This is a genomic window from Paracoccus sp. (in: a-proteobacteria), assembly GCF_046462195.1.
In the GTDB taxonomy this organism is placed as follows: Bacteria; Pseudomonadota; Alphaproteobacteria; order Rhodobacterales; family Rhodobacteraceae; genus Paracoccus.
This window is the reverse complement of record NZ_JBKGUN010000062.1, coordinates 1-14,194: the sequence shown is the minus strand read 5'-3', so window position 1 is coordinate 14,194 and position 14,194 is coordinate 1. Positions and strand designations below refer to the sequence as shown.

Annotated in this window: 11 protein-coding genes; 9 read left to right on the top strand and 2 right to left on the bottom strand. The window is 64.1% G+C overall.

The features are described from left to right. Positions 1-309: helix-turn-helix domain-containing protein (locus tag ACLHHB_RS04225; protein WP_410217038.1), on the bottom strand; the 309-nt coding region annotated here is incomplete at its 3' end. A gap of 82 nt (positions 310-391) precedes the next feature. On the opposite strand from ACLHHB_RS04225, the gene ACLHHB_RS04220 reads away from it, so the two are divergent. The 8 genes from ACLHHB_RS04220 to ACLHHB_RS04185 are packed head-to-tail and all read left to right on the top strand — an operon-like array spanning position 392 to position 10,803. Beyond that, complete coding sequence (locus ACLHHB_RS04220) at positions 392-1,924, top strand: M81 family metallopeptidase (RefSeq protein WP_410217037.1); 1,533 nt, start codon at positions 392-394, stop codon at positions 1,922-1,924. A 42-nt stretch (positions 1,925-1,966) separates the two neighbouring features. After that, positions 1,967-3,532 carry an ABC transporter substrate-binding protein gene (locus tag ACLHHB_RS04215; protein ID WP_410217036.1) on the top strand — a complete coding sequence of 522 codons (1,566 nt, stop codon included), beginning with the start codon at positions 1,967-1,969 and terminating at the stop codon, positions 3,530-3,532. Positions 3,533-3,587: 55 nt separating this feature from the next. After that, on the top strand, positions 3,588-4,529 hold the full coding sequence (locus ACLHHB_RS04210) for an ABC transporter permease (RefSeq protein WP_410217035.1): 942 nt from the start codon (positions 3,588-3,590) through the stop codon (positions 4,527-4,529). Continuing rightward, complete coding sequence (locus ACLHHB_RS04205; RefSeq protein ID WP_410217034.1) at positions 4,529-5,404, top strand: ABC transporter permease; 876 nt, start codon at positions 4,529-4,531, stop codon at positions 5,402-5,404. Before ACLHHB_RS04210 ends, ACLHHB_RS04205 begins: the two co-directional genes overlap by 1 nt. 4 nt (positions 5,405-5,408) lie before the next feature. Further along, a complete protein-coding gene (locus ACLHHB_RS04200; RefSeq protein WP_410217033.1) occupies positions 5,409-7,082 on the top strand; it encodes an ABC transporter ATP-binding protein in 1,674 nt (557 codons plus the stop codon). Beyond that, positions 7,066-8,235 carry a M20 aminoacylase family protein gene (locus tag ACLHHB_RS04195; protein ID WP_410217032.1) on the top strand — a complete coding sequence of 390 codons (1,170 nt, stop codon included), beginning with the start codon at positions 7,066-7,068 and terminating at the stop codon, positions 8,233-8,235. Before ACLHHB_RS04200 ends, ACLHHB_RS04195 begins: the two co-directional genes overlap by 17 nt. Continuing rightward, a complete protein-coding gene (locus ACLHHB_RS04190; protein WP_410217031.1) occupies positions 8,232-9,362 on the top strand; it encodes a M20/M25/M40 family metallo-hydrolase in 1,131 nt (376 codons plus the stop codon). Before ACLHHB_RS04195 ends, ACLHHB_RS04190 begins: the two co-directional genes overlap by 4 nt. 34 nt (positions 9,363-9,396) lie before the next feature. Further along, entirely contained in the window at positions 9,397-10,803 is a 1,407-nt protein-coding gene (locus tag ACLHHB_RS04185; RefSeq protein WP_410217030.1) for an amidase, read from the top strand. Positions 10,804-10,814: 11 nt separating this feature from the next. On the opposite strand, the gene ACLHHB_RS04180 is transcribed toward ACLHHB_RS04185, so the two are convergent. Further along, positions 10,815-11,741 (bottom strand): NAD(P)-dependent oxidoreductase, encoded by a 927-nt coding sequence (locus tag ACLHHB_RS04180; protein ID WP_410217029.1) that lies wholly within the window; start codon positions 11,739-11,741, stop codon positions 10,815-10,817. A 115-nt stretch (positions 11,742-11,856) separates the two neighbouring features. On the opposite strand from ACLHHB_RS04180, the gene ACLHHB_RS04175 reads away from it, so the two are divergent. Beyond that, on the top strand, positions 11,857-13,317 hold the full coding sequence (locus ACLHHB_RS04175) for an aldehyde dehydrogenase family protein (protein ID WP_410217028.1): 1,461 nt from the start codon (positions 11,857-11,859) through the stop codon (positions 13,315-13,317). Positions 13,318-14,194 lie beyond the last annotated feature (877 nt).

Genomic DNA, 14,194 nt, shown 5'->3' with positions numbered 1-14,194 from the left:
CCTGAACCCGCTGGTGCGCCGCGCCAGCGGGTTCAGGCGCAGGTAATCGTGGGTCAGATCAAGTATGGCCAGATCCAGCCGAAAACCGCGTCCGTCTTCGGCCAAGGTCAGATAACCCAGTTTGCGCATGGTATGGACAAGGCGCTGTGTGGCGCTGCGCGTCAGCCCGGTGCGCGTGGCAATCTGCGTCAGTGTCAGGGCTCCGTCAGCGTCATTGAATGCCCTCAGAACGCTCATTCCGCGGGCAAGTGACTGGGTGAACAGCGGGTCAGCAGTCGGAGCACCGTCTGGATCTTGTCTTTCATGCATTGCGGTTGTCTCCGGCGTTGACATCTTTCAAAGGCCCCTCATACACTCAGCATGCAATGCAACTGTATCGGATGACAATACATTGCTGAATTCTGGGCCAGACAAGATCTCACCGCGCGTCGCACTTGCGGGGTTTGTTCACGAGAGCAATTCCTTTGCCCCAAGCGCCGCCGACATGGCCGCCTTCGAGCAGGGGGGCGGCTATCTGCCCCTCAGCAGGGGGGATCAGATCCTGTTGCGGGCCCGCGATGTCAATTTGCCGGTGGCGGGCGCCATCATCCATGCCGAGCAGCGGGGCTGGCAGATGGTGCCGTTGCTGTGGGCAGGCGCGGTGCCATCCGCTCCTGTGACCGCTGAATGTTATCACGCGATCACAGATGAGATCGTAGAACAACTGCAGCGCGCGGGTCCGCTTGACGGGGTCTTTCTGGACCTGCATGGGGCAATGGTCGCCGAGGGCGCACCGGATGGCGAAGGGGCGCTGCTGGCACGCGTGCGCGCCGTCGTCGGCCCTTCCGTGCCCGTCGTGGTGGCCTTGGACCTGCACGGAAATATCAGCCGGGACATGGTCGCCCATGCCGACAGGCTGGTGGGGTTCAGAACCTATCCGCATGTCGACATGGCGGAAACCGGACAGCGCGCCGCAGCGGAACTGGGCCGGCTGATGACGGGGGCGGCCAATTTCAAGGCCTTTCGACAGCTCGATTTCCTGATCCCCATCGCGTGGCAGGCCACCACGGCACAGCCCGCGGCAGGGCTGTATGATCTGGTGGCCGCCGCCGATGCCGAGAGTGCCTGTGTCTCGTTCTTCATGGGGTTTCCGGCTGCTGATTTTGCCGATTGCAGGCCATCGGTCCTCACCTATGCCGACAGCCAGAACAAGGCCGATGCGGTGGCGGAGCGCATCGCGCAGGCCGTTCGCGATGCGGAACCCGCGTTTCAGGGGCAGTCATATTCCCCGCAAGCCGGCGTGGCCGAGGCAAGACGACTGGCTGCCACGGCCAACAGCCCGGTGATCCTTGCCGACACACAGGACAACCCCGGCGCAGGCGGCAATTCCGACACCACCGGGATGTTGCGCGCTCTGGTCGAGGCCGATGCCAAGAATGCGGCCATCGGCCTGATCGCCGATCCAGAGGCCGCAGCCGCAGCCCATGCTGCGGGAGAAGGCGCCGCGCTCGATCTTTCCTTGGGCGGCAGATCCGGAACCCCGGGTGACGTACCGTTCACAGCCCGGTTCACGGTCGAACGGTTGTCGGATGGGCGCTGCCACGCCACCGGGCCTTATTACGGCGGTGCCCATCTGCAACTGGGCCTTTGTGCCTGCCTGCAAATCGGCGGGGTTCGCATCGCGGTATCGTCGGAAAAGGCGCAGATGGCGGACCGCGAAATGTTCCGTTTCCTTGGCATCGTGCCCGAGGACGAAGCCGTCCTGGTCGTCAAAAGCTCGAACCACTTCCGCGCCGACTTCGCCCCCATCGCGGCGGCGGTCCTGACCTGCGCGGCACCTGGCCCCATGCCGATCAGCCCGGCCAGCCTGCCGTTTCGAAATCTGCATCCCGGCATCCGGCTGGAACCCGGCGGCCGGGCGTTCACGCCCCCCGCGCAAGGCTGACGCCAAGATCAGCCAGCGGACCCGTTCAACAGAGAGGACATCATGTTCAACCGATTGACCGCCACACTTCTGGCCTCGACCATGCTGACCGGCACGGCCTGGGCAGAAACCACCATCAAGGCCGTGATGCATTCCGGCCTGCGCGTGCTGGACCCGGTGATCACCACCGCCCACATCACGCGCAACCACGCCTACATGATCTATGACGTGCTGATCGCGCAAAACAGCGATTTCCAGCCGCAGCCGCAGATGGCCGACTGGACGGTGTCTGACGATCAGCTGACCTATACCTTTACCTTGCGCGACGGACTGACCTTCCACGACGGCGCGCCCGTGACGGCCGCCGATGCCGTGGCGTCGTTGAACCGGTGGGCGCAGAAGGACGCGGGTGGACAAGTCATCATGGACCGCACCGCCAGCCTCGAGGCGACCGATGACAAGACCATCACCTGGACGCTGACCGAGCCGTTCGTGCCGATGCTGGACGTGCTGTCCAAGCAGTCGGCCCTGCCGCCCTTCATCATGCCCGCCCGTGTGGCAGAAACCTCTCCGGACGAGGCGATCACGGAATATGTCGGATCCGGCCCCTTCCGGTTTGTCGAATCGGAGTTTCAGCCCGGCCTGATGGTCGTTTACGAGAAGTTCGACGAATATGTCCCGCGCGAAGAGCCTGCCGACTGGATGGCCGGGGGCAAGGTGGTCAACGTGGACCGGGTCGAATGGGTCAACATGCCCGACGTCCAGACGGCCGTGAATGCCCTTGCCGGCGGTGAGATCGACTATATCGAGGCGATGCAGGTCGATCTGATCCCCCTGCTGGAAGGTGATCCGAACATCGTTGTGGAAACGCGCGAACCGACTGGCATGCAGACCATGACGCGCATGAACTTCCTGCATCCGCCCTTTGACGATCCGCAGGTCCGTCAGGCGGCGCTGAAGGCGATCCAGCAGGAACCCGTGCTGGCGGCCATGGTCGGAAACCCGGAGTACTATCAGGTTTGCGGTGCGATTTTGGGCTGTGGCACGCCGCTGGAAAGTGAGGCGCAGACCGAAACCCTGACCCAGGGCGGTGGCGCCGACGAGGCGCGGGCGTTGCTGGAGGAAGCAGGCTATGACGGCACCCCTGTCGTGCTGATGGCGCCGACGGACATGGTGGCGCTGGCAACGCAGCCCGTGGTCGTGTCCCAGATGCTGCGCGAAGCCGGCTTCGAGGTGGAGCTGCAACCGATGGACTGGCAGACCTTGGTCACGCGGCGCGCCAGCCAGGCTGCCCCGGCCCAAGGCGGATGGAACATCTTCATCACCAACTGGATGGTGCCTGAAATCTCGAACCCGATCTCGAACCCGATGTTGAACGGACGGGGCAGCGACGCCTGGTTCGGTTGGCCCACCGACGAGACGATCGAGAGCCTAAAGGAAGAGTTCATCGATGCCGGGACGCCGGAAGCTCAGGCCGCGGTCGCCGAAAAGATCCAGACCCATGCGCTGGAGAACGGCCTGCTGATCCCGCTGGGGCAATACACCCTGCCGCAGGCACGCCGCACCACGATCACCGGGATGATCAACTCGCCGGTCCCGGTCTTCTGGGGCCTGCAGAAGACCGAGTGATCCGACGGGGGCGGACACGCATCCGCCTCCAACCTCGCCCGATCGGAGGAACCTGATGCTGGGGTATATCCTGCGGCGCTGCCTTGCCGTCATTCCGGTGATGCTGCTGGTCGCCATCTTCGTCTTTCTGCTGCTGCGGCTGACGCCGGGCGATCCGGCCGCCATCATCGCCGGCGACATGGCCACGCCTGCCCAGCTGGAGCGCATCCGCGAAGCGATGGGCCTGAACCAGCCGTTGCACGTGCAGTTCGTGACATGGGTGGGGCGTCTGCTGCAGGGCGATCTGGGGGTTTCGCTGATCTCGAACACGCCGGTCTCGGCGATGGTCGCTGATCGGATCGGACCGACGTTTTCCATCGCGATCCTGACCATCATCATGTCCGTGGTCATGGCCGTGCCGATGGGCGTCCTGGCTGCCTGGAAGCACCGCAGCGCCGCCGACTATGCGGTAATGACCTTTTCGGTCCTTGGATTTTCTGTGCCGGTCTTCGTCATCGGCTATATCTTCATCCTGATCTTTTCGCTGCAACTGGGCTGGTTCCCGGTGCAGGGTTATACGCCGGTCGGAGCAGGTCTGGGCGCGTTCCTGTCGAATGCCTTTCTGCCGGCACTGACGCTCAGCACGATCTATATCGCGCTGATTGCGCGGATGACGCGGGCCAACATGCTGGAAGTGTTGGGCGAGGACTACATCCGCACCGCCCGCGCCAAGGGTGCCCCCGAACGTACCGTCCTGTTCCGCCACGCGCTGAAGAACGCCGCTGTCCCCATCCTGACAGTGATCGGGTCCGGCTTCGCGCTGCTGATCGGCGGCGTAGTGGTGACGGAAACCGTCTTCAACATTCCCGGGGTCGGTCGCCTGACCGTGGATGCGATCCTGGCGCGCGATTATCCGGTCATTCAGGCAATGATCCTGCTGACCAGCTTTCTTTACGTGCTGGTGAACCTGCTGATCGACCTCAGCTACAGCTTCTTTGACCCGAGGATCCGGTACTGATGACACAGATCCCCCCGCCCGCATCGGCGATGCAGCCGGTCCTGCGCGCACTGAGGCTGCCGCAATTCGGCCTTGGCGCCAAAACGGCCGCCGTTGTCCTGGCGATCATCGTGCTTCTGACCCTGCTGGCGCAGTGGATCGCCCCGCATGATCCGCTGACCATGAACCCGATGGCCCGCCTCAAGAGCCCGATCGAGGGCCATCCGCTGGGTACCGATAATTTCGGCCGCGACATCTTCAGCCGCGTGCTGATCGGCGGACAGCTGTCCCTGATCATCGGCATCGCAACGGCTGTCGTGTCGGTCCTTCTGGGGCTGGTGATCGGGATGGTTGCAGGTTTCTTCCGCACGGCGGACGCCATCATCATGCGGATGATGGATGCCCTGATGGCGATTCCCTCGATCCTGCTGGCCATCGCGCTGGTGGCCCTGAACGGCCCCTCGGTCGGCTCGGTCATCGCGGCGATCACCATCCCCGAGATCCCCCGCGTCGTGCGCCTTGTGCGTGCGGTCGTCCTGTCGGCGCGCGAGGAACCTTATGTCGAGGCCGCCATCGCCCTTGGCACCCCGATGCACAAGATCCTGACGCGGCATCTGGTCCCGAACACCCTGGCCCCGCTGATCGTGCAAGGAACCTATATCCTGGCCTCCGCCATCCTGACCGAGGCGATCCTGTCCTTTCTGGGCGCGGGCGTCAGCACGGAAACCCCGACATGGGGCAACATCATGGCCGAAGGTCGTCTGTTCTTCCGCATCAAGCCGGAGCTGATCCTTTATCCGGGGATCGCGCTGTCGCTGTGCATCCTGTCGATCAATCTTCTGGGCGACGCGGCGCGCGACATGCTGGACCCGCGGCTGAAGAAACGGGCAGGGTAGGGCCATGCTGTTCAAGACACGCAATTTCGACAACGCGGACGTGGTGCTGCAGGCGCGGGACCTGACCGTCAGCCTGCCCGAAACGCCGGGCAACCTGCAGGTCCTGAAGTCCATCGACGTGACGATCAGGGCGTCCGAGACAGTCTGCCTGGTGGGCGAATCCGGGTCCGGGAAATCCGTCACCTCTTTGGCGATCATGGGGCTGCTGCCACAAGCCCTCAAGGTGGTGGGCGGGACGATCCGGCTGCAGGGCCGCGACCTGCTGCCGCTGAGCCAGACGCAGATGCGCGAACTGCGCGCGGCCCGCGTGGCCATGATCTTTCAGGAGCCTATGACCGCGCTGAACCCGGTCCTGCGCGTCGGTGATCAGATCATGGAGGTGATGGAACTGCACACGGGCCTTCCCGTTGCCGAACGCCGCAGGCGCGCCGTGGCAATCATGGAACAGGTGCATCTGCCCGATGTCGAACGCATCTTCCGGTCCTATCCCCACCAGCTGTCGGGCGGGCAGCGCCAGCGGATCATGATCGCCATGGCGCTGGTGCTGCAGCCGGTGCTGCTGATCGCGGACGAGCCCACGACGGCGCTGGACGTGACGACGCAAAAGCAGATCCTGGCCCTGATCGACGAGTTGCAGCAAAAGCACGGCACCGCCGTTCTGTTCATCACGCATGACATGGGCGTCGTCGCCGAAATCGCCGATACCGTTTACGTGATGAAGCAGGGCGAGATCGTCGAGCATGGTGCGGTCGAAACGCTGTTGCGCGCGCCGCAGGCTGATTACACCCGCAAGCTGCTGGCTGCCGTACCCAGCCTGTCGCCGCGTCCTGCGCGCCCGCACGGCACCGAGGCCGTCCTGCGGGTCGAGAAGCTGAACAAGGTTTATGGCGGCGGTGGCTTCTTGAAGAAGCTGCCCCAGGCCCATGCTGCCAAGGATGTCAGCTTTTCGCTGACGCGCGGCCGGACATTGGGGATCGTGGGCGAATCCGGCTCGGGCAAGTCCACCGTCGCACGTTGCATCATGCGGCTGATCGACCCGACCTCGGGGCAGATCATGCTGGACGACGCGGATATCGCGACCCTTTCCCGCAGCGCCCTACGGCCGCACCGGCAAAGGCTGCAGGTGGTGTTCCAGGATCCCATGCGATCATTGAACCCGCGCTGGACCATTGCCGATAGCCTGATCGAGGGGCCGCTGAACTATGGCACCGCACGCCGCGAGGCACTGGCCGAAGCCGCCCGCCTGATGGGTGTCGTGGGCCTGCCGCAGGATGCCCTTGCACGCTATCCGCACCAGTTTTCGGGCGGACAGCGCCAGCGTATCGCCATTGCGCGGGCGGTGATGATGCGCCCGGACGTTCTGGTGGCCGACGAAGCCGTGTCCGCGCTGGATGTATCGGTTCAGGCGCAGGTTCTGGACCTGTTGGACCAGTTGCAGCGTGACCTGGGCATCGCGATTGTCTTCATCACCCATGACCTGCGCGTGGCGGCCCAGATCTGCGACGAGGTGATCGTGATGAGCCGCGGCGCCGTGGTCGAACATGGTCCCGCCGCCGAGGTGCTGGCGGCTCCTGCCCATGCCTATACCCGCGCCCTGATCGATGCCGCCCCCGGCCGATCCTGGGATTTCCAGAACTTCCAAGAGATGCGAGACGTGCCCCATGCCGAACCTTCCTGAAATCGACGCCGCCACCCCTGAATTGACGGCGATTTTCCGCGACCTGCACGCCAACCCGGAGATCGGAATGGAAGAAGTCCGCACCGCCGGGATCGTTGCGGCACGTCTGCGCGAATGGGGACTGGACGAAGTGCACGAAGGGGTCGGCAAGACCGGTGTGGTGGGCATCCTGAAAGGCCGCGGCCAAGGCAATCGGCGCGTGGGCCTGCGCGCCGACATGGACGCGCTGCCGATCCTTGAGGCCACGGGCCTCTCCCACGCCTCGACCCGGCCTGGAACGATGCATGCCTGCGGCCATGACGGCCACACCACCATGCTGCTGGGGGCGGCGAAATACCTGGCCGCCAGCCGCAACTTCGACGGCACCGCCGTCTTCATTTTCCAACCTGCCGAAGAGGGTCTGGGCGGCGCGCGCGCGATGATCGCGGACGGTCTGTTCCGACGCTTTCCGGTGGACGAGGTTTACGGCATGCACAACCAGCCCACGGGCGAGGCGGGGCGGGCGACGCTGTGCAAGGGACCGGCCATGGCGGGGGCGTCGTTCTTTGACATCACCGTGACGGGCAAGGGCAGCCATGCGGCCATGCCTCAGCAGTCGCGCGATCCGCTGGTCACCGCGTCGGGGCTGGTGGGGCAGTTCCAGACGATCCTGGGCCGCAACGTGGCGCCGCTGGATCAGGCGGTGCTGTCGGTGACCCAGATCCATGCGGGCAGTGCATACAACGTCGTTCCCGAGACTGCCGTTCTGGCCGGCACGATCCGCTTCTTCAAGCCTGAGGTGCGCGACCTGATGCAAGCCCGCATGCGCGCCATCTGCGACGGGGCCGCGCAGGCATTCGACCTGTCCGTCACCTGCGAATTCCGCGAAATCTTCGACGTTCTGGTGAACGACCATGACCTGTCGGACGCTTGGACCCAGGCGGCTGCCGACATCCTGGGCGCCGATCAGGTCAGCGACGACTCGCAGCCTTTCACCGGGTCCGAGGATTTTGCCGACATGCTGCAGATCGTGCCGGGTGCTTATGGCAACCTGGGCCACGGGGGCACGGTTCCGCTTCACAATCCGGGCTTCGTGCTGGACGAGGGCATCCTGCCCACCGGCGCCTCGATCTATGCGCGGCTGATCGAACGCCGCCTGCCGGTGGCGGCATGAGCGCGCTGAACCTTCCCTTCGACGCCGATCAAATGCTGGCGGGCTTGCGCCCTTGGGTTGAATGCGAAAGCCCCACCTGGGATGCCGCTGCCGTCAGCCGCATGATGGACTTGGCCGCCCGCGACCTGTCGGCCCTTGGGGCCACCGTTGAGACAATCCCCGGCACCAAGGGCTTCGGGACGTCGATCCGGGCGACTTTTCCCCATGCCGATCAGGGCAGGCCGGGCATCTTGGTGTCTGGGCATATGGATACGGTTCATCCCGTCGGAACGTTGGAGACGCTGCCGTTCCGCGTCGAAGACGGACTGGCCTATGGCCCCGGCATCATGGACATGAAGGGCGGCAACTATGTCTTTCTGGAGGCCATGCGCCAGATCCTGCGGGCAGGACTGACCACGCCGCTGCCGGTGACGTTCCTCTTCACCCCTGACGAGGAGGTCGGCACGCCCGCCACCCGCGGCCTGATCGAGGATGCGGCCCGGGGGCAGCGTGCAGTTCTGGTGCCCGAACCCGCATCCCCCGACGGCGGCGCGGTGATCGGACGCTATGCGATCGCGCGCTTTGACCTGCTGACCGAAGGGCGGCCCAGCCATGCGGGCTGGGCGCTGAAGGACGGGCGTTCGGCCATTGCCGCCATGGCGCGCCGTATTCTGCAGATCGAGGCGATGACCACCGAGGACTGCACATTCTCGGTCGGTGTCATCCATGCGGGTCAATGGGTCAACTGCGTATCCTCGACCTGTCGTGCCGAGGTGCTCAGCATGGCCAAGACACAGGAAGATCTGGATCGGGGCGTTGCCGCAATGCTGGCATTGCAGGGCCACGAGAACGGAACGGATTTCACCGTGACGCGCGGCGTCACGCGTCCGGTCTGGGAACCGCAGGCCGGAACGATGGCCCTGTATGACCTGGCGCGCGACCTGTCGGCGCAGATCGGCTTTGACTTGGCGGCCGGCAGTGCGGGCGGGGGCTCGGACGGTAACTTCACCGGCGCGATGGGCGTCCCGACGCTGGACTCGATCGGTGTGCGGGGAAAAGGTCTGCACACGCTGAACGAGCATATCGAGGTTGCCAGCCTGACCGAACGCGCGCGTCTGGCAGCGGGGCTGCTGACGCGGATCACCTGATGCCTCGCCCTGCAAACTAGTGGAAGCACGACCCATGACCGCATTGAACGAACTGACCGCTGTCCAGATGATCGAAGCCTTTGCCAAGGGCACGCTGTCCCCGGTCGAGGTCACCCACGACGTGCTGGCTCAGATCGACCGCCGCGAGCCTCGGCTGAAGGGCATGTGGACGGTGGATCACGACACGGCAATGGATGCGGCACGTCAATCCGAGGCCCGCTGGCGGCAGGGTGCGCAGATCGTCACCAACGGCGTGTCAATGGACGGCGTGCCGATCACCATCAAGGAGAATATCGCGACCCGAGGTGTGCCCATGCCCTTGGGCACCAAGGTCAGCGACATGACACCGCGCACGGAGGACGCCCCGCCTGCAGCCCGCATGCGTGCGGCGGGGGCGGTTTTTCTGGGGCGGACGACAATGCCTGATTTCGGCATGCTGTCCTCGGGGCTGTCCAGCTTTCACGCGCTGGCGCGCAATCCGTGGAACACCGCGATGAACCCTGGCGGTTCCAGCGCGGGGGCAGGGGTGGCGGGGGCCGCCGGCTATGGACCCATTCATCTGGGCACCGATATCGGTGGTTCGGTCAGGCTGCCCTCGGCGTGGTGCGGGCTGGTGGGAATGAAACCCAGCCTGGGGCGGGTGCCGATCGATCCGCCCTTCATGGGTCGTGCCGCGGGCCCGATGACCCGCACCGTCGCTGATGCCGCCATGGCCATGGCGGTGCTGTCGCAGCCCGACAGCCGCGACCACATGTCCTTGCCGCCGCAGGATATCGACTGGCTGGATCTGGATCACGACCTGGCAGGGTTGCGCGTCGGGCTGCAACTGGATGCAGGCTGCGGCATGCCGGTCGACCCGCAGGTGCTGGAGGCGGTTTCCGCCGCTGCACGGCTGTTCGCACAGGCAGGAGCGGTGATCGAGACCTTGGAGCCTTGGATGACGCCGAACCTCCTTCAGGGGCTGGACGACTTCTGGCGCACGCGTGCCGGGCTGGATGTCCAGGCGCTGGACCCGCAACAGCGTGCGGCGCTGCTTCCGATCATTCGGGAATGGGCTGAATCCGGACTGGGCAAGTCGGGTGAGGACCTTTACCGCAGCTACGCCGCCACGGTCGAGATTCGTCGCCGCACCGTTGCCGCGACGGCGCATCTGGACCTGATGCTGTCGCCGGTTTCCCCAAATGTCAGCTTTCCGGCGGAATGGGCCTATCCGGCCGACAACGACGTGAACAGGGCAATGACCCATATCGGGTTCACCGCACCATACAACATCAGCGAACAGCCCGCCATTTCCGTGCATTGCGGCCATGATGCTGCGGGGGTGCCCATCGGGCTGCAGATCGCGGGGCGTCGGTTCGACGACCTGGGCGTGCTGCGTGCTGCGCGGGCCTGGGAGAGGATTGCGCCTGCACGCCGTCCCTGGCCCTTCGCGGCAGTGTGATGTTCCTAGGCTCAGCCGGTGCCGCGATGAGCGGACTGCGCGCCGAACGACGCCGCAGCTTCGGAAAGATAGCTGTCGCCGAACCCTTCGTTGGCCAGCGATCGGAGAGCTGCATCAATCCCTTGGGCCGCCTGGTGGGCGGCGGCCACGTCCTGCGACAGGCGCAGGTAATAGGCCAGGTCCTTGGCTGCATTGGCGACCGAAAACTTCATCCCGGAAGTGTCACCCTCCAGCAGAAAGGGGGCGATTCGGTCCAGTGCTGCGCCATACCCGCCGCCCTTGGCCAGGGCATCAGTGAAGACGGCGTCCGATATGCCGCTCTTGCGCGCGCAGGCGGCCGCTTCGCTGATCAGCGTCGCGCAGCCAATCGAGACATAGTTGTGCAGAAGCTTCAGCGTGTGGCCCGCGCCGACATCGCCGGCATGGAAGATGTTTTCGGAAAACGCCTGCAACAGGGGGGTCATCCGCGCGAACAGGCCGTCGTCGGCACCGACCAGCAGGTTCAGCCGGCCCTGCTCGGCCTCGACAGGCGTGCGCGTCATCGCGGCGTCCATGAACTGCCCGCCGACTTCCTGCGTCAACCGTGCCAGCCGCGCGGTCGAGCTGGGAATGGCTGTCGAGCAGTCGATGACCACGGTGCCCGGCCTCATGCGGGACAGCAGGCCGTCGTCGCCCTGCAGCACCGCCTCGACCTGCGGAGAGCCGGACACGCACAGAATGATCACCTCGCTGTCTGCGGCCAGTTGCGCCCGGTCGGCGATCCGCACGGCGCCAAGAGCCAGAAGATCATCGATAGGCTGGTTGCCGGGATGATCCAGAAAGGCCAGCGGCCAGCCCTTGGACACCACGTTCCGGGCAATGCCATGGCCCATCAGGCCCACACCCACCATTCCAACCTTCATCCTGCTCATCCGTCTCTCCCGTTCCTGCGGGCGCATCCTGTAGGCTGCGCTTCCGGAACAGCTTCGCCCCGGAGGCCATTGCCCACAAGCCTCAAGGGCGCTCTTTCGCGCCGTGGTCGTGGCGATTTCACCCTTGCTCACAGGATCAGCCATGACAGTTGACCAACTGACACGCATCGACAGCACCAGGATCTTCGTCAACGGCGAATGGATTGTCCCGGTGGGAGGCGGCACCATCGCGATTGAAGATCCCTCGAGCGGGCAGGTCATTGGGCATATCGGTCGCGGCACCCCCGCAGATGTCGATTCTGCCGTCCAAGCTGCCAGTGGCGCGCTGCAGGGGGATTGGGGAAACATGACGGCCACAGAACGCGGGCGCATCCTGATGCGCATGTCCGCATTGACCTTGGAACGGGCCGAGGACTTGGCGATGATCGAGACGCTGGATGTCGGCAAGCCCTTGGATCAGTCGCGCCGGGATTCTGCCGCGCTGGCTCGCTATCTCGAATTCTATGCTGGGGCCGCGGACAAGCTGATGGGGACCACAATTCCTTATCAGAAAGGCTTTACCGCCTACACCCTGCGCGAGCCGCATGGGGTTTGCGGGATCATCATTCCATGGAATTATCCGATGCAGATTCTGGGCCGCGCGGTCGCGGCTGCGTTGGCCACAGGCAACACGGTGGTTCTGAAACCGGCCGAAGATGCCTCCCTTTCATCGCTGGTCTTCGCTGCGATCGCGGCCGAGGCGGGATTGCCACCAGGCGCGCTGAATGTTGTCACGGGATTGGGTGCCGATGTGGGCGCGGCGCTGTCGGGACATGCCGGCGTCCACCACCTGTCCTTTACCGGCTCGGTCGGAACAGGAATACGCATTCAAGAAGCCGCAGCACGCAATGTCGTTCCCGTCACGCTGGAACTGGGCGGAAAATCTCCTCATATCGTTTTTGACGATGCGGATCTGGACCATGCGCTGCCCGTGCTGGTGGGAGCCTGCATGCAGAACGCCGGCCAGACCTGTTCTGCGGCTTCGCGCGTGCTGGTTCAGCGAGGCGTTTATGACGAGGTCCGGCGCCGGATGATCGAAAGATACGAGGCACTTGTTGTCGGGCCCGCGCGTGACAGCTGCGATTTAGGCCCCCTTGTGTCGCGCAAGCAGCAGCAGCTCGTGCAGAGCTTCATCGATCTGGGGCGCCGAGAACTGACTATTGCAGCTCAAGGCCGCATGCACCCGGATGCATCGCCCCAAGGTAACTATGTGCTGCCCACCCTGTTCTCGGAAGTGCCGCCTGACCATGAACTGGCCCAGCAGGAAATTTTTGGCCCTGTTCAGGTGCTGACTGCCTTCGAGGACGAAGCAGAAGCCGTGGCGATTGCCAATGGCACCGACTACGGGCTGGTTGCCGGCGTCTGGACCCTCGATGGCGCGCGCCAGATGCGGATGGCGGGAAAGCTGCACTGCGGTCAGGTGTTCATCAACAACTATGGCGCAGGTGGGGGTGTCGAACTGCCGTTCGGGGGTATCGGCAAGTCTGGTCACGGCCGCGAAAAAGGCTTCGAAGCACTCTACGGGTTCACCCGGGTGAAAACAGTGACCATTCATCACGGCTGAGACAGTTCGGGAAGGTTTAACGTGGGTTCTTCCAAGGCATTTCCGGGCGGGTCTGGCTGAACCAGCCGGTCTTCGGATCTGTTATTCTAACTCCTGAAGCCAGTTGCTGGCGCCGATCGACATTTGCCGTCTTATTCGATCGCCTGATCGATAAGGTTCTTTGCCTTCACAAGGTTGGCGCTTCGTGCCGCAGCACGTCTGCTTGACAGCGGCATTGGTCACCGTAGCTGGATGGCTTGTTGCTGTAGTGAGATTATTCCCTGGAGCGGCTTTGCTAATTCTGTGCTCATGCCGAGAGTGCGACGCCTTCTGTGCTTGAATGGCAGACATGTGCGGCGTGAAATCGGACATGTGAACAGCAAAAATCAGTCAATTGCATGTATTCCGATGCATTCGAGGGCAGGCAGACATGAGTGCTTATGGGATGCCGACTACCACGTCACTGACTATTCCTCGCATCGTCCACCCGCACCAAGGCATTGTCTTGACAGTTCAGACGTCTTTGCCGCTGCATTGCTGGCACCCGGGAAGACGTCGTACTCGTGCTCGTACCCTCTGATCCTCCGGACGCAGATGTCAAACATGGTCAAGCCAAAGGCTGTGTGGCCCTCAAGGTACAGGCGCCTCGGCCGCCGCGGATGCTGTTCGTGGGAGCTGCAAGAAACGGTAACTGGCCTGACCGTCCCCTCCCGGCACGGATGACGCAATGCAAGGCTTTTAGAAGGGCTACCTTTTGAAGGAAGAGTGCAGGCTGTGGGCTTGAGTGCGCCATGAACGGCAATCGTCCCATCAGCTCGCATCGCTGCCACCTGCCTAGGGCCGATCCCTATGGATTTCTGTTGCGTCCCTCCCGTCAAGTGGATCTGCCGGTCACGGG

Excerpts from the sequence above, each read along its gene's own strand:
- ACLHHB_RS04215 (WP_410217036.1), top strand. The coding sequence starts at position 1,967 with ATGTTCAACCGATTGACCGCCACACTTCTGGCCTCGACCATGCTGACC.
- ACLHHB_RS04210 (WP_410217035.1), top strand. The coding sequence starts at position 3,588 with ATGCTGGGGTATATCCTGCGGCGCTGCCTTGCCGTCATTCCGGTGATG.
- ACLHHB_RS04205 (WP_410217034.1), top strand. The coding sequence starts at position 4,529 with ATGACACAGATCCCCCCGCCCGCATCGGCGATGCAGCCGGTCCTGCGC.
- ACLHHB_RS04200 (WP_410217033.1), top strand. The coding sequence starts at position 5,409 with ATGCTGTTCAAGACACGCAATTTCGACAACGCGGACGTGGTGCTGCAG.
- ACLHHB_RS04195 (WP_410217032.1), top strand. The coding sequence starts at position 7,066 with ATGCCGAACCTTCCTGAAATCGACGCCGCCACCCCTGAATTGACGGCG.
- ACLHHB_RS04190 (WP_410217031.1), top strand. The coding sequence starts at position 8,232 with ATGAGCGCGCTGAACCTTCCCTTCGACGCCGATCAAATGCTGGCGGGC.
- ACLHHB_RS04185 (WP_410217030.1), top strand. The coding sequence starts at position 9,397 with ATGACCGCATTGAACGAACTGACCGCTGTCCAGATGATCGAAGCCTTT.
- ACLHHB_RS04180 (WP_410217029.1), bottom strand. The coding sequence starts at position 11,741 with ATGCGCCCGCAGGAACGGGAGAGACGGATGAGCAGGATGAAGGTTGGA.
- ACLHHB_RS04175 (WP_410217028.1), top strand. The coding sequence starts at position 11,857 with ATGACAGTTGACCAACTGACACGCATCGACAGCACCAGGATCTTCGTC.